Source organism: Nocardia vinacea (genome assembly GCF_035920345.1).
Lineage (GTDB): Bacteria > Actinomycetota > Actinomycetes > Mycobacteriales > Mycobacteriaceae > Nocardia > Nocardia vinacea_A.
Genome location: NZ_CP109149.1, coordinates 8,195,592 through 8,213,359 on the forward strand (window position 1 = coordinate 8,195,592; position 17,768 = coordinate 8,213,359).

A 17,768-nucleotide genomic window follows, 5' to 3' on the forward strand; every position below is an offset into this window, starting at 1 on the left:
GAGGGTAGCGGAAAACGAGGCCAGCTGGCCTGATTCGCGCCGTGCCGGTTATTGCGTCAGCAGGCGATCCGGATGCATTCCGTCCACCATTCCGATAAAGGGCGGGTGAATGCTGTACCCGAGCATGCGCCGGATTTCGGGCGAGACCGCGCGCACCGTATCGCGACTGGTCGAGAGAGTGAAGGCCTCCTGGGTGCGCAACCACGGCTCGCAGTACTGCGCGGTGACGGCCAGTCGCGAGCTCGCCGAGCGGTTCGCGCCGCCGCCGTGCCAGAGGGTTCCGAGGAAGAAGACGCACGATCCGGCGGGCATGACACCGGGCACGCGGACGTCGTCCTCTTGCGGTGTCCGACCGTCCGGCCAGCGGTGACTGCCCGGGATCAGCATCGTCGCGCCGTTCTCGGCGGTGAATTCATCGATCGCCCAGATGGTGGCCGCCGACAACGCCTTTCGTGGTCGCGGCACCGGATAGAAGCCGTCGTCAGGATGCAGGAGTTGGGCATTTTCGCCGGGGGCGATATTTATGGTCTGCAACTGCGACAGCAGATATCCGGGTAGCAGAAGTCGATCCAATAAGGCGAGCATACGGGGATGGTCGACCAGCCGATCGACCATGCGCGTCTTACCGAGCACGCTGTAGAGCCGCTGAGTCCGGTGGCCCTCGAACGTATTTCGCCCATTCGGACCGAGCAGGGGCAGGAGCTCTTCGCGAAGTGCCGCGCACTGCGCCGAGTCGAGCAGGCCCTCGAGAATTACGTAGCCGTCGCGATCGAGGGCGGCGAGATCGGCATCCACCTGCGCGGCGGGGACATCGCGTACTTCGTGGACCGTGCGATGGGTTCGGGACAGGTCGCCTGCGAGGTCCTGGAGTCGTTCGACCTCTGGTTGTGCATTACTCATTGTTCTTCCTTCCCTGAGCCTGTTGCTCCGGCCACGAATTCCCACACTTGATCGGCGACGACGGCACGGTCCGGGCGCGGGCTGCGGGTGAGCGCCACCGCAACGGCCATGTGCACGCCGCCGAGGACGGCCGCGACGAGCAGTTCCGGATCGCGGTCCGCGGGCACCATGCCCTGGCGCTGGCCCTGCGCCATATTTCGGATGCCGACCTCGATCGCCTGCTGCAGCCGTTGCCGTTCCACGCCCGCCGCCTCGGCGTCACCGAATCGTCCGAGCGCGACGGGGGCGAGCGGATCGTCGTAGAGGAACTTCACCCAGGCCACCACGCGCGCGTGTTCGCGTTCGCGCCAATCCTTTCCGGCGAATTCCGCATAGGTGACGGTTTCGCCGAGTCGGTCGTAGAAATCGGTGATGACGGCGGTGAGCAGTCCGCTGCGCGAGCCGAAATATCGGTAGGGCAGTCCAACGCTGACTCCCGCGCGGCGGGCGACGGCGGCCACCTCGAGTTCGCCGGTTTCGCTCAGCTCCGCATGCGCCGCCTCCAGCAGTCGCCTGCGTGCCGTCGCGCCGCGGCCGGACCATTCTTGGTCGCTCATGACTCCGCCTCGCTGGCGCTCGGCTCCGTCATGACCGACATGTCGGCTGTATTGATGTTCGCTCGCTGCGCTCGCTCATGACTCCGATTGTAAGTTGAGTTCAACTCAAAAACAACGGCAGCATTGCGAAGTGATCGCGGTCGATGTGCGTACTTGACGGAAGTCGGGGGTGGGTTTCTACTGAGCGAGTATCGAACGTATATTCGATAGTGATCGATAGCTGGATCGGTGCTGAACCCTTGATCATGAGGGTTCGGGCCGCGCTTCGCCTCGGGTCCATCGTTGGAAGTAGGTGGTTGTGATGGGTTCGGATGAGGATTCAGGGGCGGGGAGACGGCGGGACGGGATGCCGCCGAGGGATAAACCGACACTGGATGAGCTGCGCCGACGGATGGCGGCGATACCCGGGCGCGGGGAAGCAGCGGCCGAGCGGATTCCGCACGCCGCCGAATTGCGCAGAGAAGCGCTCGCGGTGCCGCCCGCCCTTGCGGAGCTATTGCCTGATGGCGGCCTGGTCAAGGGTTCGGTGGTGGCCTATTCGGGTGCGAGTTCGCTGCTGGCCGGGCTGCTCGCCGCGGTGACCGAGGGCGGTGGGCATGCCGCGGTGGTCGGGGTGCCGCGGCTCGGGCTGCTCGCCGCGGTCGAGATGGGTGCGCAATTGCAGCGCCTCGCCGTTGTCGCTGATCCCGGGCCGGACCCGGTGGAGGTGGCCGCGGTGTTGCTCGACGGCCTCGATCTGGTGGTGCTCGGCCTCGCCGGCGCCGCCGTCGCCCCGTCCCGCACCCGCGTCATCGCCGCCCGCGCGCGCAGTAAGGGGGCCACCCTGGTGGTCACCGACGGCCGCTGGCCCAATCCGTCTCTGCGCGTGGATACCCGCATCGCCGGGTACGGCGGCCTCGGTGCGGGCCGCGGCCGTCTCCGCTCGCTCCGCTTGGAGGTCGCGGTCCGTGGCAAGGCGGGTCCACCCTGTCACGGCCGAATCGAACTGCGCCCCAGTGCGAGTCGAGTGGAATGGGTGGCACTGGAAACGGTCGCCGCGGCCGATGAAGCGACCGTCGAGGCCCACGGTGCGGCGTCATGAGTCGGCCCGTCGCGCCATGAGCTCAGCTGCGCGAAGCGGCCTTTCCGTCGATTCGGGGTTTCAACGCGGAAGTGAGGTGACGTTCCGTGCGTGCGGTGCGCTGGCGTGATCCGGGCGTAGTGGCGCTCGCTGCCGTAAGCAACGGTGGGCAGGGGGCAACGGCTGACTGTCGCATTCGTCCCGGGTATGGACTGTGCACCGTCATGATTCGCCTTGGCAATGCGAGGGTGGCAGGGCTGTGGGCGCATCAGTGCACAGGTGGGCACACCGGGATTGGCCGTGCCTCACTCGATGCGCGGGACCGCGCAGCGTCGCCGCTGCGTCGCGCGAAAACCCGTGCTGCCGACCAAGGCACGTCGCTGGTTGGCAGCGAGGTTCGTGCGGCACCGGGCACCCTTTCTTGTGACCGGGCACCACGTACATGGGGTGCCCGGTCGCTACCCGGGGTGCCGGGGTGGTGATCCGGCCGAGTCGGGTGGGTGGGGCGCGGGTGCTGGCGCTGTGGTGTCCGGACTGGTCGGCGGTGACGGCGGCGGCGGTGGCGCGGGTGCCTGCGACGCGGCCGGTGGCGGTGCTGTTCGCCAATAAGGTGGTGGAGTGTTCGGCCATTGCCAGGGCCGAGGGGGTGCGGAGTGGGCTGACCAAGCGGGAGGCGCAGGCGCGGTGTCCGAATGTGTATGTCGCGCAGGTGGATCCGGATCGGGATGCGCGATTGTTCGAGCCTGTGGTGGCGGCCATCGATGCGACGGTGCCTGGAGTGGAGGTGCTGCGTCCTGGGCTGTTGGTGCTCGGTGCGCGGGGTGCGGCACGGTTTTTCGGATCCGAGGAGGCAGCGGCCGAACGGCTCGTCGACGCGGCCGCCGCGGTGGGGGTGGAGGCGCAGATCGGCATTGCCGACGAATTGTCCACGGCGGTGATCGCCGCGCGTTTCGCCGCGATCGTGCCGCCCGGCGACGGTGCGCGATTCCTGGCGCCGCTGCCGGTGCGCGAACTCGCGCTCGAACCGAGCCTGTCTGCACCGGAACGCATCGAGCTGGTGGATCTGCTGCATCGCTTGGGGTTGCGGCGGATCGGTGATTTCGCCGCACTGACCCCGATCGAGGTCACCTCGCGCTTCGGCGCCGATGCCGTGCTGGCGCATCGCTGTGCCAGGGCCGTGCCGGAGCGTCCGCCGTCTGCGCGCCGTCCGCCGAAGGATCTGACGGTGCAGTATCGCTGCGAGCCGCCGATCGATCGGGTCGATGCCGCCGCTTTCGCGGGGCGAATGCTCGCCACCCAGTTGCACGAGGCGCTGTCCAGTGCCTCGATGGCCTGCACCCGGTTATCGGTGCTCGCGGAAACCGAGGCGGGCGAACAACTTTCGCGCATCTGGCGGTGCGCCGAACCACTGACCCCGGAGGGTACCGCGGATCGGGTGCGCTGGCAGCTGGACGGCTGGCTCACCCGCCGCGACCGGCCGACCGCACCGATCACACTGCTGCGCCTGGAACCCGTCGAAGTCGTTGCGGCGAGCGCACTTCAGCTCGGTCTGTGGGGTGGCGTCGGGGAGGAGGACGAGCGAGCCCGCCGCGCCCTGATCCGGGTGCAGGGCCTGCTCGGCGGCGAGGCGGTCCGGGTCGGCGTGCTCAGCGGTGGCCGCGGACCCGCCGAACGCATCACCATGGTCGCGCTCGGTGACGAGCCGATTCCGGCCGCCGACCCGGCCCTGCCGTGGCCCGGCCGCCTGCCCCGTCCCGCACCCGCGGTGATCCTGGTGAACCGTCCGGTGGTGCGTCTGGAGGCCGCCGACGGAACGCCTGTGCAGGTGACAGACCGCGGCCTCTTCACCGCCGACCCGGCTCTGCTGCGTTGGGGCAGCAAGCAGTGGCCCCTTGCGGGCTGGGCCGGTCCGTGGCCGGTGGACGAACACTGGTGGACTCCGGAATCCGCCACCCTCTGCGCGGGAATCGCCGCCCGCATCCAGGTGCAACTTGCCGGTGAACCGGCCGATGTCCGTGTGCTGCTGCTCATCTACAACGATCAGACCTGGCGCGCCGAGGGGCTCTACGACTGACTACGTGCGCGACCACACCAGCGCCAGCGTGAACGGATGTCCGCGCAGCTCCGTCCATTTCGGCTTGGCCGCGATCCATGCGTCATCCACCAGCGCCTCGGCCATCTCGGTGAGCACCCAGCCCGCCGCCGATGCTGCCGACACCTGCTCGCTGATCAAGTGCAGATGCGTGCTGATCGCGACCGGCTCACCGGACGCTGGTGTGTAGTGCGTCGGCATGCCGGTCACCATCATGAACTGCGGGTGGTAGCTGACCGTGACACAGGTGCCGCCGGGTGCGGCCAGCCGCCAGGCTTCGGCGTAGAAGGGCGTCAGCTCGTCCAGGTGCTCGTCGATCAGCGAGGAGATCACCAAATCGTATGCACCACTTGCTAATCCGGTGTCACGCACATCGGCCTGAGTGAGTGTGGTGTGCACCGCGCGCTCGCGTGCCCGCGCCAGCATTCCCGCACTCACGTCGACGCCATCGATATGGCGAATTCCCCGCTCTCGCAACCAAGCTCCGGTCCGCCCGGTCCCGCAGCCGAGATCCGCGGCGCGTCGCACCCCACCCCAGTCCGGTCGCCGTAGCCGATTCAGCAGCGCGAGATCCATCTCGTCCATGACGGTCTGCTCATACGTCGGTGCCCATCCGTCGTACCCGGCGGCGACATCAACGGTGCGATAGTTGCGGCGATCGAAGTCGGCGAAAGAGGGCATGGGCGCAGTATTGCCGCGATCCACCGGCCTTCGCCAGACAATTTCGGACACCGCACCTCCGTGAGATGGCCTCGAATGCCGCGCCGCCGAATTCCGAGCAATGGGATGCCTGGACCATACGACCCTGGTGACCCCAACGGAGCGAGTCTTACGAGTGACCCGTTCGCGGCCCGTCTCGCGTCCGAGTCGTCGAAGTGCATATGCCAGACGTGCGGGCCTCGACCATCCCGCGCGTGCGCATCGGCGCCGAGCGATCCGCCATCAATGACTCCAATGAAGCGAGTCTTACGAGCGACCCCGTTCGCGGCCCATCTCGCGTCCCAGTGGCCGAAGCGCATCCGCCCGCAGGCGCGGAACTCCACAGCCCGGCATGCGTGCATCAGGTGCCGAACGATCCGCCATCGCCGGCCACAACGGAGCGAGTCTTACGAGTGACCCGTTCGCGGCCCGTCTCGCGTCCGAGTCGTCGAAGCGCATGCGACGAAGTCGCGAGTCTCGACGGCTCGGACGCGAGACACCCGGGGGCCGCGAACACGCCGCGCCGAAGGCGCGGCCAAAGATACAGTAACCTCGGAAATCGTGGATCTCGCGGTGACCAGGGCTGTGCTCGACGGCGTGCGGATCGCCTATCGGGATTCCGTGGTGGGTGATGGCGCGCCGGTGGTGCTGGTGCACGGTATGGGCGGGGACGGGCATACCTGGGATCGGTTTGCACACACCTTGGTGCGGGCTGGGCGGCGGGTCATCATTCCCGATCTGCGTGGGCACGGGCGCAGCGCGCATACCGAGTCCTATCTGTTCGCCGAATTCGGCGAAGACGTGCTGAAACTGTGTGACCGGCTCGAACTGGATTCGGTGGATCTGGTCGGACATTCGCTGGGTGGCTATGCGGTTTCCTGTGTCGCGCAGGAACGGCCCGAACTGGTGCGGCGGCTGGTCATCGAGGAGTGCCCGATGCCGCTGCGTTCGGGCGATGAAGAGGTGAAGCTGACCCGTCGCTTCCCGACTATTCCGGAACTCTGGCACGCCACCACCAGTCTGATCCGGCATCCGCGCGCGGTGCTCGCCTTCGATCGCTCGATGACGCGGACCGCGCTCGAACAGTTCCGCAAGCCGAATCCGGAGTGGTGGGATCGGCTCTCCGACATCACCGCGCCGACTCTGGTGCTGCGCGGCGGTCCTGGCGGCATGGTCGATCCGGAGAAGCTGGCGATTCTGCGTGACACCATCCCGAACTGCACGGTGGCCGCCTTTACCTGCGGTCACAGCATCCACCGCGACCGCTACCGTGAATTCGAGGCAACCGCGCTGCCGTTCCTCGCGACGCTCTCACCCGCGGCTATCTAGAGTGAAGCGGTGCCCGCGCAAGACCGTCCGGTTCTGTTCTTCCCCGACGAGCAGTCGTTCCGCGACTGGCTCCTGACCAACCATGCCTCGGCGGACGGAGTCTGGCTGCGCTTCGCCAAAAAGGACTCCGGACGCGTTTCGCTGAACCATGCCGGCGCGCTGCGGCAGGCACTGTGCTTCGGGTGGATCGATGGGCAGGCGCGCGGTGAGGATGCGGAGTTCTGGCAGGTCGGCTTCACCCCGCGGCGTAAGCGCAGCCCGTGGTCTTTGCGCAATATCGGCCTGGTCGCCGAGTTGATCGTGCAGGGGCTGATGCATCCGGCCGGACAGGCCGAGATCGATCGGGCCAAGGCCGACGGCCGCTGGGACCTGGCGTACGGCGCGTCGGTAGTGCCTGCGGATTTCCTCGCGGCACTCGCGCGAAATCCCGAGGCCGAGGCCTTCTTCCAAACCCTCGGCAACCAGCAGCGCGCCGCCGTCGGCTATTTGCTCGCCGATGCCGTCAAGCCCGAGACCAGGGCGCGGCGCATCGAGAAGTTCGTGCAGAAATTCGCCGACGGACAGACGTTGGGCTGATGACCGGATTCGAAGGAATGCTCTGCTCGGCGGCGGCCGCGGTCGATGTGCCCTTGCCAGGCACGGCGACTCGGGTGACGGGCTGGTTGTGTGTCGAGCAGCCGGGCGCTTGGGGCCGGGATGTGATCGGTGATGAGGTGCTCGGCCAGGAGATCACTGCTGAACTCGCCGCCCGCACCTCCGCCGCGAAGGTTCGTCCGACACTGATCCGGCGACCGGGCCGCAACGATTTCACCGGTGTCCGAACGGTTTTGATCGCCAGCTCGCGTCCGCAGCGCTTCTGGTGCGAACGCTTCGAGATCACCGACCTGAAGCAGCTGCTCGACCTGGACCTGAACCTGCTGAACGGTCCACCGCCGGGAATCGGTGCGCCCGTGCGTGATCCGCTGATCCTGGTGTGCGCGCACGGAAAACGCGATCAATGCTGCGCGCTGTTCGGCCGTCCCATCGCCGCGAATCTGGCCACCGACTATCCGGACCGGGTCTGGGAGTGCTCGCACACCGGTGGTCACCGCTTCGCACCCGCCATGGTGTTGCTGCCCTCCGGACTGACCTACGGTCGCATCGATACCGCGGCCGCCATCGCGGCGGTCGAAGCCGTGGGGCGCGGTGCGGTTTCGTTGGACGGACTGCGTGGTCGCAGCGGTCATCATCCCGTCGAGCAGGTCGCGGAAATCGCGGTCCGCGAACAGGTTTCGGCGCGCCTCGATGATCTCACCGTTCGCCTCGAAACCGATTCCACCGCAACCGATTCCGATCTTGCCGTGGTAACTCATCGGGACGGCCGCCGCTGGCGTGTGGCGACTCGCACCGTCGAATTCCCACCGCGCCAAGCCAGTTGCGGTGCCGCCCCGAAACCGGTCACCGCCGTTGTGGCCGATCAGATCCAGCCGTTGACGGCAGGGCAGTAGCGTTCGGACGATCTGACCATCGGTCGAGGGAGGGATACGAGATGACACCACAGTGGAGACCGCCCGGATATCCACCGCCACAGCCGGGTTCCGCCCGTCTGGTGATGTGGAACAACGTCCGGTCCCAAGCCGCACCTACCTCCCCGGCCCCTCGCCTCGTCCTCGGCTGAGAACGACGAGCGGGACAAGGCTGCGGCAGATCCGCCGCAGCCGTGTCCCGTTCCGGCGACCTTTATCGCCCCCTGCGGGATGAAGGTCGCGGGCTTACCAATGGGTGCCCGGCACCCAGCGGGCGGCGCGGCGCATGGCGGTGCCGGTGACTCGGCGGGCCGTCGACTGATGGCGCGGTCCGCGTTGTGGCACAGGGGATTCCGCCGGTTCCTCGGTATCCGCCTGCTCGCCCTTGGCGGCGGGGGAGTCGGGTAGGGCCCGGTAGTAGCGGTGCAGGATGCGGTCGCGCAGCTTCGGGGTGAGCAGTGCGCCGTATTCGGCGAAGGTGCCGAGCGGAACATCGATGCGCTTGGGTCGCTCGCTCAGCGCGCGCACGATGGTCGCGGCCGCCCATTCGGGCGACTCCGATGGCCCCTGGTCGCCGCTCGGGGTGATCATCGGGGTGCGCACCAGCGGCATGTGGATGGTGGTGAAGGTGACACCGTCGGCCATGGTTTCGACCGCCGCGACCTCGGCGAACTTATCCAGCGCCGCCTTGCTCGCGAGGTAGGCGGCGAAGCGCGGCGTGGCCACCTGCACGCCCGCACTGCTGATATTGACGATGTGGCCGAACTTGCGCTCGCGCATCTGCGGCAGCAGCGCCAGCGTCAACCGCACGGCGCCGAAGTAGTTGACCGCCATGGTGCGTTCGAAATCGTGCAGCCGGTCGGTGGAGCGGTGGATGGCGCGACGAATCGAGCGGCCCGCATTGTTCACCAGCATGTCGATGTGGCCGTGCTCGTCCAGGATGGTCTTGACGGCGTGGTCGACGGAGTCGGAATCGGTTACGTCGCACTGATATCCGTAGGCGCTGCCGCCCTCGGCCCGGATCTCCTCGACCACCGCCGTGAGTTCGTCGGCGCGCCGGGCGAGCAGGAAGACGATGGCGCCCTTATCCGCGACGGCCAGCGCGGCGGCCCGGCCGATGCCGGAGGACGCGCCGGTAATGAGCACATGCTGCCCCGTCAGGTCGCGGTTGCGGCGATTGCGCCGGATCTGCCCGCGCAGGTCGGCGTTGTCAGCGGAGGCTCGGGTCATCGCTGCTCCTTTGCAGGTCGAGTTGGCTTGAACTTACTCTGAAGTAAGTTTACCTGCCAAGTGCGCTCTGCTCGATTGGCGACATTCGCGGGCCCGCCGTGGTTACGCAAGCTGCCGCCGCCGGGCCCTTCGCTCACGTCGCCGTGTCACGTCGGGCGTTCGAATCGGGGCCACGCCGAGGTGTTCGAACCGGTCTCGAATCTATCGAACATATGTGCGATACTCTGCGCATGGCGGACGATCGGATGGCGGAAATCTTTGCCGCGGTGCGGCTCTCCGGCAGTGATCCGGAGGCGGCGCGGCGGATGCTGGCGGAACTGTGGGACGAGCTCGGCGACGGTGGAGATCCGTTGCAGCGCTGTGTGATTGCGCATCACCTCGCCGATCTGCAGGGCACGGCCGAAGGTGCGCTGCACTGGGATCAACGCGCGCTGGCCGCGGTGTTCGGCCCGGGTGTTCCGCTCGATGAGGGGCTACGCGGATTCCTGCCCTCGCTGTACCTCAATCTCGCCGACAGTCACCGTCGCGTCGGCGACTTCGATGTGGCCTATATGCAACTGACCATTGCTCGCGGCCACCTTGATGTCCTCGCCAACGACGCCTACGGCGCCGTGATCCGCACCAGTCTGGACAAGGTCGAGGCCGCGCTGGGCGAGAAGTCGACGGATCCGCTCGCGGCGGCCTGATTCGGTGGGTGTCCACACCTCCTTCGTGGTTCGAATGTATGTTCGACTATATGAGGAGGTGATGTGTCATGGGTTGGAGCAACGGCCCGCCGACCTGGGCGGAGTTGGAGCGGGTGCTGTCCGGTCGGCCGGGGCCGACGAATCCGGACGCGATGTATCCGGGCGACGGCGGCGACAGTCCGGCGTGGTCGCGCAAGCGCGGGGATTATCGGCCCGAACCGGCCGAACCGCCCAGTGTTGTTTCGAGCGACCTGCAAGCAGTCGCTAGCGGCGGGCCGGTGGTGCCGTACGCGGAGTTGCACGCGCATTCGGCCTACAGCTTCCTCGACGGTGCGAGTCAACCGGAGGAGTTGGTGGAGGAGGCGGTGCGGCTCGGGCTGGAGGCGATCGCGCTCACCGATCACGACGGCTTCTACGGAACCGTGCGCTTCTTCGAGGCGGCCAGGGAATGGGGTATGCCGACGGTTTACGGGGCCGAATTGTCGCTGGGTACCGCGGAAGACGCACCGCGTCTCGGGAATTCGCTCGGCCATGTCGACGCACCCGATTCGGCGCCGCGCACCGGCTCCCCGGACCCGGCCGGTCCGCATCTGCTGGTGCTTGCCCGCGGTCAAGAGGGCTATCGCCGACTCTCCAGTGAGATCGCGGCCGCCCACATGGCCGCGGGGGAGAAGGGCATCCTCCGCTACGACCTGGACGCGCTCACCGCGGCGGCGGGTGGGCACTGGCACATCCTGACCGGATGCCGCAAAGGCCATGTGCGCCAAGCCCTCGACCGTGACCTGCAGGCGGGAGATACCAGTCTCGAGCGAGCCGAGGCCGCGCTGCGCGACCTGACGGAGCGCTTCGGCGCCGACCGGGTGAGCGTGGAACTCACCCATCACGGCATTCCGGAGGACGACGAGCGCAACGCCCACCTCATCGCCCTGGCCGATCGTCTCGGTCTGCCCGTGGTGGCCACCACCGGAGCGCATTTCGCCGCACCTGCCCAGCGCCGTCGCGCCATGGCGCTCGCGGCGATCCGGGCGCGCCGGAGCCTGGACGATATCGCGGGCTGGTTGGCGCCGACCGGTGGCGCACACCTACGCTCCGGCGCGGAGATGGCGCAGTTGTTCGCCGCCTGTCCGGAGGCGGTGGCGAATGCGGTGACGCTCGCCCGCGAATGCGCCTTCGATCTGAAATTGATCGCGCCGAGCCTGCCGCCATTCGACGTACCCGACGGCCACGACGAGGCGTCCTGGCTGCGTGAACTCACCCTTGCGGGCGCGGCTCGGCGTTACGGTCCGCCGTCGGGAAATCCCGAGGCGTATCAGCAGATCGAGCACGAACTCGCGGTCATCGACAAGATGAAGTTTCCCGGTTACTTCCTGGTGGTGCACGATATCGTCAGCTTCTGCAAGGAAAACGACATCCTCTGCCAGGGCCGGGGTTCGGCCGCCAATTCGGCCGTCTGCTACGCGATCGGCATCACCAATGTCGACCCGGTCGCCGCCGAGTTGCTGTTCGAACGCTTCCTCGCCCCGGAGCGCGATGGGCCGCCCGATATCGACATCGATATCGAATCCGATCGCCGCGAGGAGGCGATCCAACACGTCTACGCCGAATACGGTCGCGAATACGCCGCTCAGGTGGCGAATGTGATCACCTATCGCGGTAAGTCCGCGGTCCGCGATGCCGCACGCGCACTGGGCTTTTCACCTGGACAGCAGGATGCCTGGAGTAAACAGGTGAGTCGCTGGACCGGAGTAGGTGCCGAAACCGGCACCGATATTCCCGCTGAAGTGCTGGAGCTGGCAACCGAAATCGAGGGTCTGCCAAGACATCTCGGCATCCATTCCGGCGGCATGGTGATCTGTGACCGGCCCATCGCCGATGTCTGCCCGGTCGAATGGGCGCGCATGCCCGGCCGCAGCGTACTGCAGTGGGATAAAGACGATTGCGCCGCAATAAATCTGGTGAAGTTCGACCTGCTCGGTCTCGGCATGCTCTCCGCGCTGCACTACATGATCGATATGGTGCGTGAGCACAAGGGCGAAACCGTCGAACTGCACAAGCTGGACCTGAAGGAAACCGCTGTCTACGAGATGCTTTCGCGCGCCGATTCGGTGGGGGTGTTCCAGGTGGAGTCGCGGGCGCAGATGGCCACGCTGCCCCGGCTGAAGCCGCGGGAATTCTACGACTTGGTGGTGGAGGTGGCGCTGATCCGACCCGGTCCGATCCAGGGGGGTTCGGTGCATCCCTACATCCGTCGCCGCAATGGTGCCGAGAAAGTGCGCTATGACCATGACGCGCTGAAGAATTCGCTGAAACGCACCCTCGGCGTGCCACTGTTCCAGGAACAGCTCATGCAGATGGCCATCGACGTCGCGGGTTTCACCGCCGCCGAGGCCGATCAGTTGCGCCGCGCCATGGGTTCCAAACGCTCACCCGAACGCATGGAGCGTCTCAAGGACAGGCTGTATCAGGGCATGCGCGATCTGCACGGCATTACCGGCGAAGTCGCCGACCGCATCTACGAGAAGCTGTACGCCTTCGCGAATTTCGGCTTCCCGGAGAGCCATTCGCAGAGCTTCGCCTCGATCGTCTTCTACTCGGCCTGGTTCAAACTGCACTATCCGGCGGCCTTCTGCGCCGGATTGCTGCGTGCCCAGCCGATGGGGTTCTACTCCCCGCAGTCGCTGGTCGCCGACGCCCGCAGGCACGGCGTCCTGGTGCACGGACCTGATATCAACGCCAGCCGCGCCGAACCCACCGTCGAAAACCATGGTGACGAGGTGCGGCTCGGCCTTGCGACCGTCCGTCACATCGGCACCGACCTCGCCGAACGCATTGTCACTGCCCGATCGTCCGGTCCATACACCTCCTTCCTCGACCTGACCGGTCGCGTGGAACTCACCGTCGCCCAAGCCGAATCCCTCGCCACCGCAGGTGCTTTGGGTTGTCTCGGCATCACCCGACGCGAGGCGCTGTGGGCGGCGGGCGCCGCGGCGGGCGAACGTCCAGACCGACTTCCCGGCACCGGCGCCGCCACCACCGCCCCCGCCCTGCCCGGCATGAGCGAACTCGAACTGGCCGCCGCCGACGTCTGGGCCACCGGTATTTCCCCAGGCAGCTATCCCACCGAATTCCTACGCCCGCAACTGGATGCGCTCGGCGTAATCCCCGCCGCCGGCTTGCTCGACGTACCCGACGGCTCCCGCGTTCTGGTCGGCGGCGCCGTCACGCATCGGCAACGCCCTGCCACCGCCGCCGGTGTCACCTTCCTCAACCTGGAAGACGAAACCGGCATGGTGAACGTCGTCTGCTCGGTGGGGCTGTGGACCCGCTATCGCCGCCTGGCCCAGAGCGCCCCCGCCCTGCTCATCCGCGGCCGGGTCCAGAATGCCGAGGGCGCGGTCAGTGTCGTCGCCGAATATCTGCAGCGCATGGACCTGCGCGTCGACTCGAGATCGCGCGACTTCCGTTGAGGCTCAGAACATTCCGTTCGCATTGGCGGCCTGCTCCGGAACCGGCTGGATGACATCCCAGTGTTCGACCAGCTTTCCGTCGGCGAGGCGGAAGATATCCATGATCGCCAGCCCGCGGTCGCCGGGTTCACGCACGCCGTGCACATGGGCGACCACGTAATCGCCTTCTGCCACAATGCGTTTCACTTCGACGCGGAGTTTCGGGGCGCCTTCCTTCAGGCCGGTGAGGCGGGCGAGTAGTCCGTCGAAGCCATCGGCGATCTCCGGATTGTGCTGGGTGTAGTGCGTGCCGAAGAACTCGGCGGCGGCCTCGAAATTCTTGGCATTGAATGCGGCTTCGTAGAAGGCGAGGACGGTCTGCCTATTCGATTCGAGCTTCGGATCGACGGAAGTGCTGGTCATGAGCATTTCTCTGATCTCTTCGTGCGATCTGCGAGCAGTCGCTGGCGATAACTGAACAACTGTAGCGCTACAACTGTAGCGCTACGTGTGTCCGGCTACAATCCCCTGATGACCTCCGATGCGACGACCCGGCGCGGTCGCAATCCACGCGGCCACGGCGGCCGACTGCGTGCGGAGATCGTCGCCGCCGCGATCCGGCTGCTGGATGAACTCGGCGATGACCAGGCCCTGTCCATGCGCGCGGTCGCGCGCGAAATCGGCAGTGCCGCAACGTCGGTCTACCTGCATTTCACCGATCGGGATGCACTGGTGTTGGCCGCACTGGAGCGCTATCACGGCGATCTGGTGCGCGCGATCGATGACGCCGAGGCCGCCGTCGACGATCCCGTCGACAAATTGCGCGCTCGCATCCGCGTCCTCGGCGACTGGGCCTATCGACATCCGGGCATGTACAAGGTGCTGCACGAGAGCACCCTCAACCAGCGCGTGGCCATGCCGTTCAAGCGAGAACTGACCGAACGCACGGCCGCCGCGATCCGGCGCTGTATGGATGCAGATCTCGTACCCGTCGACGACCCGGTCTCGGTCATGCTCGACTTGCGCGCGGCAATGCACGGCGCGGTGTCGATGCGACTCAACGAACCCGGCCAGACCTGGCCGCCGCTCGCCGATCAGATCGAACGATTTCTCGTGAAACTGGTCGGCGTCCCTTCGACATTCGGGAATGGCCCGCATCGAGCTTCGTGACCGAATTCGCCGCAGCGGCTAACCTGCGTCCATGCGGAAGCTTGCTGTTCTGGTGATCGGCCTGCTGGGTTTGACGTTGCTGGTCGGCTGTGGTGATGACAACGACGACAATGCCGGTCCGGGTCGGTCGAGCATGGCGACCGTCGCGCCGATGGCGCCGCCGCCGAGCCTGCGCGAGGGCTCCCCGGCGAAGGGGGATACCGGCGGGACCACCGTCGAAGCGCGCAAGGAGGTAATCACCGGCAGCGTCGATATCACCGCGGATGATCCGATCAAGGCGGGCGGTCAGGTGACCGATCAGGTGCGCGAGGTCGGCGGCCGGGTCGACAGCCGCACCGAACAGCCGGGCACCGATGACACCGATCCGCAGGCCACGCTCACCGTGCGGGTGCCCGCGGATACGACGGACAAGTTCATCGACGGCCTCGGCGGGGTCGGCCGGGTCACCCGGATGAGCACCAACCGCGACGACGTCACCATGCAGTGGGAGGACCTCGACGCCAGGATCAAGGCGCTGCAGGCCTCGGTCGACCGGTTGCGCGCGCTCATCTCCGGTGCGACCAATACCGCGGATCTCATTGCCGCCGAACAGGCGCTGTCGAGTCGGCAGGGTGAGCTCGACAGCCTCACCGCGCAAAAGCGGCACCTCGACGATCAGGTCGCGCTGTCCACGCTCACCATCGACATCACCACCGAGGACAAGGATTCCGATGCGGGGCCGACCAATTTCTGGGACGGCATCGTCTCCGGCTGGCATTCGCTGGTCGATTGGCTGAAGGACGCGGTGGTGTTCACCGGCAAAGCGATCCCGTGGCTCGGATTCGTCGTGGTGATCTGCGCGGTGGTATGGGGTGTCGTGCGGGTGGTGCGGGGCCGGAAGCATTCGCCGGGATCGGGAGAATCCGAGCAGGGCAAGGCCGCTGCGGTCGGTGCGCCGACCGGGGCAAGCGCGACGGCAGCAGAAGGCGCCGGTGCTGACGCAAGTGCAGGATCGGGTGCAGGGACCGGGGCCGTTGCAGGTGCCGAGACTGGCACGGGTGCTGGAACCGGTGCGGGCGCGGGAACTGGTGCTGGCACTGAGGACTAGTGCGGGCGCGGGAGCTGGTGCAGGCACTGAGGACTAGTGCGGGCGCGGGAACTGGTTCAGGCACTGAGACCGGGAAAGGCGCTGATACAGCGAAAGGCACTGGGACGATAGGAGATACAGGTGCCGACGGTCGTAAGGGCGACGATCAAACCGAACAGCCGTAAGGGCCCGCTCGTCGAAACCCTCGACGACGGCACCCTGCAGCTGTATGTCCGGGCCCCCGCCGTGGAGGGCAAGGCCAACAAGGCCGCCATCGAACTCCTCGCCGACCACTACGGTGTCCCCAAATCCGCCGTCCGCCTCGCCGCAGGCGCAACCTCCCGCTTCAAACGCTTCGAGCTGGACCTCTGAGCCCCGCGCAGGAGGTCTCGAAGTCGAACTGCACCCCCCTCGTACGAGCCGTACACCCGGGTGTACGGCTCACGCAAGCGGACCGAAGGAGGATGTGCCCGTGGCTATTTCGCTGGACCAGGCGCAGTCGGTGATCGCGGCCGCCCGCAAGGCGGCAGCGGAACTGGGCGAGACCGTCTCGCTCGCGGTCGTGGCGCCCGGCGGCACTTTCGTGGCCTTCGCGCGCATGGACGGTGCACCCGAGCACACGGCCGATGTCGCAAAACGCAAGGCGGACATGGCCATTGCGCTCGGCTTCGACACTGTGCACATGACCGCTACGACCCCGCAGGGCCTGCCGCTGGTCGGCGGCCCGCAGCAGTCGGGTGCGCACGCATTGGTACCCAACGGCGGCGGCGTGGTCATCCGGGGCGACGGCACGGTGCTCGGCGCGCTCGGCGTTTCCGGCGCGGCCTCATCGATCACCGATCACAAGATCGGTACCGCCGCCATCGCCGAATCGGGTTGAGCGACACGGTCACACGGCGCCGGGAAATCCGAACTGGCGCCAGGCCTCGTAGACGGTGACGGCGGCGGCATTGGAGAGGTTCATCGAGCGGCGGCCGGGCAGCATCGGGATGCGCAGTCGATCGGTGATGTGCGGATCGTCGAGCACCTCCGTCGGCAGCCCCGTCGGTTCGGTGCCGAACAGCAGCACATCGCCCTCCCGGTACGCCACATCGGTATACCGCGTGCTCGCCTGGGTCGTGAATGCGAACACCCGCTCGGGCCGCACCGCTTCCCACGCCGCCGCGAGGTTCTTGTGCACTGTCACCGAGGCCAGATCGTGGTAATCCAATCCGGCCCGCCGCAACTTCGCCTCCGAAAGGTCGAACCCCAACGGCTCGACCAGATGCAGCTCACACCCGGTCCCCGCGACAAGTCGAATCGCATTGCCGGTATTTCCGGGAATCGCGGGCTCGTGAAACATCAAACGGAACACCCGTGCAGTCAACCAGGTCGCTCCGGCTAGCCCGGAACGACATCGGGCAGGTCCTGCGCGCCGGTCACGAGTTTCAGTTCGTTGACGGATTCTCGGATGAGTTGCGACAGGGTCCGCTCACCGTCGACCCAGCTCTCGAAGGCGATCTTGAACACGGCGATCCCGGCCTCGGCGGCCAGACTCGCGGCCGGATCGGTCACGCCGCGCCCGCGTAGCGCCTCGGCCAGTGCGGCGGCGAGCGTTGCGAGCTTGACCAACTCGCGCTCCCGAAGTTCGGCATTGGCCGCGATAACGGCTTGCCGCTGCCAGGCGAACTCGCGGCGCTGGTCGAAAACAGTATCGGCGACCTCGGTGAGCGCCGTGGCGATCGCCTCGAGCGGCGGCATGGCAGCGGGCGCGTCGTGCACCCCGCGCACGAGGGCCTCTTGGAGCGCGCTCGCCCCCGCGAACAGGACCTCGCGCTTATCGGCGAAATGCCGGAAGAACGTTCGCTCGGTAAGCCCCGCACGCTGGGTGATCTCGGCGACGGTCGTGCTCTCGAACCCGTTCTCGCGGTACAGCTCCAGAGCCGATTTTTCGAGGCGACCGCGCGCATCAGGCTCCCATCGACTCATGTGCAGGATCCTATCTGATGA

General features: G+C 67.0%; 18 protein-coding genes. 11 read left to right on the forward strand and 7 right to left on the reverse strand.

Annotation, left to right across the window (positions count from 1 at the left end):
• Nucleotides 1–48: 48 nt before the first annotated feature.
• A complete protein-coding gene (locus tag OIE68_RS37020; protein WP_327095557.1) occupies nt 49–900 on the reverse strand; it encodes a phytanoyl-CoA dioxygenase family protein in 852 nt (283 codons plus the stop codon).
• Nucleotides 897–1,496 carry a TetR/AcrR family transcriptional regulator gene (locus OIE68_RS37025; protein ID WP_327095558.1) on the reverse strand — a complete coding sequence of 200 codons (600 nt, stop codon included), beginning with the start codon at nt 1,494–1,496 and terminating at the stop codon, nt 897–899. The genes OIE68_RS37020 and OIE68_RS37025 overlap by 4 nt, the downstream gene beginning before the upstream one ends.
• Before the next feature lie 301 nt (nt 1,497–1,797).
• Here OIE68_RS37025 and OIE68_RS37030 point away from each other — a divergent pair, with 301 nt between their 5' ends.
• Both OIE68_RS37030 and OIE68_RS37035 read left to right on the forward strand, forming a co-directional pair.
• Entirely contained in the window at nt 1,798–2,577 is a 780-nt protein-coding gene (locus OIE68_RS37030) for a hypothetical protein (protein ID WP_419150618.1), read from the forward strand.
• Between the two features lie 457 nt (nt 2,578–3,034).
• Nucleotides 3,035–4,630, forward strand: coding sequence for a DNA polymerase Y family protein (locus tag OIE68_RS37035; protein WP_327095559.1), 1,596 nt, complete (start codon nt 3,035–3,037; stop codon nt 4,628–4,630).
• Here the strand turns inward: OIE68_RS37035 and OIE68_RS37040 are convergent, their stop codons facing one another.
• The gene (locus OIE68_RS37040; protein WP_327095560.1) at nt 4,631–5,329 is read right to left on the reverse strand and encodes a class I SAM-dependent methyltransferase; all 699 of its coding nucleotides are present in this window, start codon (nt 5,327–5,329) and stop codon (nt 4,631–4,633) included.
• A gap of 579 nt (nt 5,330–5,908) precedes the next feature.
• Between OIE68_RS37040 and OIE68_RS37045 the strand changes: the two genes are divergently transcribed.
• Genes OIE68_RS37045 through OIE68_RS37055 form a run of 3 tightly spaced genes read left to right on the forward strand, consistent with a single transcriptional unit; the run spans nt 5,909 to nt 8,163 of the window.
• On the forward strand, nt 5,909–6,676 hold the full coding sequence (locus tag OIE68_RS37045) for an alpha/beta fold hydrolase (protein ID WP_419150619.1): 768 nt from the start codon (nt 5,909–5,911) through the stop codon (nt 6,674–6,676).
• A 9-nt stretch (nt 6,677–6,685) separates the two neighbouring features.
• Nucleotides 6,686–7,252, forward strand: a complete 567-nt coding sequence (locus OIE68_RS37050; protein ID WP_327095561.1) for a YdeI/OmpD-associated family protein — start codon at nt 6,686–6,688, stop codon at nt 7,250–7,252.
• Nucleotides 7,252–8,163, forward strand: coding sequence for a sucrase ferredoxin (locus OIE68_RS37055; RefSeq protein ID WP_327095562.1), 912 nt, complete (start codon nt 7,252–7,254; stop codon nt 8,161–8,163). Before OIE68_RS37050 ends, OIE68_RS37055 begins: the two co-directional genes overlap by 1 nt.
• Nucleotides 8,164–8,427: 264 nt before the next feature.
• Here the strand turns inward: OIE68_RS37055 and OIE68_RS37060 are convergent, their stop codons facing one another.
• Nucleotides 8,428–9,411, reverse strand: coding sequence for an SDR family NAD(P)-dependent oxidoreductase (locus tag OIE68_RS37060; RefSeq protein WP_327095563.1), 984 nt, complete (start codon nt 9,409–9,411; stop codon nt 8,428–8,430).
• Nucleotides 9,412–9,641: 230 nt separating this feature from the next.
• Here OIE68_RS37060 and OIE68_RS37065 point away from each other — a divergent pair, with 230 nt between their 5' ends.
• The gene (locus tag OIE68_RS37065) at nt 9,642–10,097 is read left to right on the forward strand and encodes a hypothetical protein (protein WP_327095564.1); all 456 of its coding nucleotides are present in this window, start codon (nt 9,642–9,644) and stop codon (nt 10,095–10,097) included.
• 68 nt (nt 10,098–10,165) lie between these two features.
• A complete protein-coding gene (locus OIE68_RS37070) occupies nt 10,166–13,564 on the forward strand; it encodes an error-prone DNA polymerase (RefSeq protein ID WP_327095565.1) in 3,399 nt (1,132 codons plus the stop codon).
• A 3-nt stretch (nt 13,565–13,567) separates the two neighbouring features.
• Here the strand turns inward: OIE68_RS37070 and OIE68_RS37075 are convergent, their stop codons facing one another.
• Complete coding sequence (locus OIE68_RS37075) at nt 13,568–13,966, reverse strand: nuclear transport factor 2 family protein (protein WP_327095566.1); 399 nt, start codon at nt 13,964–13,966, stop codon at nt 13,568–13,570.
• A gap of 108 nt (nt 13,967–14,074) precedes the next feature.
• Here OIE68_RS37075 and OIE68_RS37080 point away from each other — a divergent pair, with 108 nt between their 5' ends.
• The 4 genes from OIE68_RS37080 to OIE68_RS37095 all read left to right on the forward strand — a co-directional run bounded on the left by OIE68_RS37080 (nt 14,075) and on the right by OIE68_RS37095 (nt 16,659).
• Complete coding sequence (locus tag OIE68_RS37080) at nt 14,075–14,713, forward strand: TetR/AcrR family transcriptional regulator (RefSeq protein ID WP_327095567.1); 639 nt, start codon at nt 14,075–14,077, stop codon at nt 14,711–14,713.
• A gap of 31 nt (nt 14,714–14,744) precedes the next feature.
• Nucleotides 14,745–15,800 carry a DUF4349 domain-containing protein gene (locus tag OIE68_RS37085; protein ID WP_327095568.1) on the forward strand — a complete coding sequence of 352 codons (1,056 nt, stop codon included), beginning with the start codon at nt 14,745–14,747 and terminating at the stop codon, nt 15,798–15,800.
• Between the two features lie 120 nt (nt 15,801–15,920).
• Entirely contained in the window at nt 15,921–16,151 is a 231-nt protein-coding gene (locus OIE68_RS37090; RefSeq protein ID WP_040686756.1) for a DUF167 domain-containing protein, read from the forward strand.
• Nucleotides 16,152–16,251: 100 nt separating this feature from the next.
• Complete coding sequence (locus OIE68_RS37095) at nt 16,252–16,659, forward strand: GlcG/HbpS family heme-binding protein (RefSeq protein ID WP_327095569.1); 408 nt, start codon at nt 16,252–16,254, stop codon at nt 16,657–16,659.
• A gap of 9 nt (nt 16,660–16,668) precedes the next feature.
• Here the strand turns inward: OIE68_RS37095 and OIE68_RS37100 are convergent, their stop codons facing one another.
• A complete protein-coding gene (locus tag OIE68_RS37100) occupies nt 16,669–17,133 on the reverse strand; it encodes a tRNA (cytidine(34)-2'-O)-methyltransferase (RefSeq protein WP_327101960.1) in 465 nt (154 codons plus the stop codon).
• A 26-nt stretch (nt 17,134–17,159) separates the two neighbouring features.
• A complete protein-coding gene (locus OIE68_RS37105; protein WP_327095570.1) occupies nt 17,160–17,747 on the reverse strand; it encodes a helix-turn-helix domain-containing protein in 588 nt (195 codons plus the stop codon).
• Nucleotides 17,748–17,768: the final 21 nt, after the last annotated feature.

Excerpts from the sequence above, each read along its gene's own strand:
- OIE68_RS37020 (WP_327095557.1), bottom strand. The coding sequence starts at position 900 with ATGAGTAATGCACAACCAGAGGTCGAACGACTCCAGGACCTCGCAGGC.
- OIE68_RS37025 (WP_327095558.1), bottom strand. The coding sequence starts at position 1,496 with ATGAGCGACCAAGAATGGTCCGGCCGCGGCGCGACGGCACGCAGGCGA.
- OIE68_RS37030 (WP_419150618.1), top strand. The coding sequence starts at position 1,798 with ATGGGTTCGGATGAGGATTCAGGGGCGGGGAGACGGCGGGACGGGATG.
- OIE68_RS37040 (WP_327095560.1), bottom strand. The coding sequence starts at position 5,329 with ATGCCCTCTTTCGCCGACTTCGATCGCCGCAACTATCGCACCGTTGAT.
- OIE68_RS37055 (WP_327095562.1), top strand. The coding sequence starts at position 7,252 with ATGACCGGATTCGAAGGAATGCTCTGCTCGGCGGCGGCCGCGGTCGAT.
- OIE68_RS37060 (WP_327095563.1), bottom strand. The coding sequence starts at position 9,411 with ATGACCCGAGCCTCCGCTGACAACGCCGACCTGCGCGGGCAGATCCGG.
- OIE68_RS37065 (WP_327095564.1), top strand. The coding sequence starts at position 9,642 with ATGGCGGACGATCGGATGGCGGAAATCTTTGCCGCGGTGCGGCTCTCC.
- OIE68_RS37070 (WP_327095565.1), top strand. The coding sequence starts at position 10,166 with ATGGGTTGGAGCAACGGCCCGCCGACCTGGGCGGAGTTGGAGCGGGTG.
- OIE68_RS37075 (WP_327095566.1), bottom strand. The coding sequence starts at position 13,966 with ATGACCAGCACTTCCGTCGATCCGAAGCTCGAATCGAATAGGCAGACC.
- OIE68_RS37080 (WP_327095567.1), top strand. The coding sequence starts at position 14,075 with ATGACCTCCGATGCGACGACCCGGCGCGGTCGCAATCCACGCGGCCAC.
- OIE68_RS37085 (WP_327095568.1), top strand. The coding sequence starts at position 14,745 with ATGCGGAAGCTTGCTGTTCTGGTGATCGGCCTGCTGGGTTTGACGTTG.
- OIE68_RS37105 (WP_327095570.1), bottom strand. The coding sequence starts at position 17,747 with ATGAGTCGATGGGAGCCTGATGCGCGCGGTCGCCTCGAAAAATCGGCT.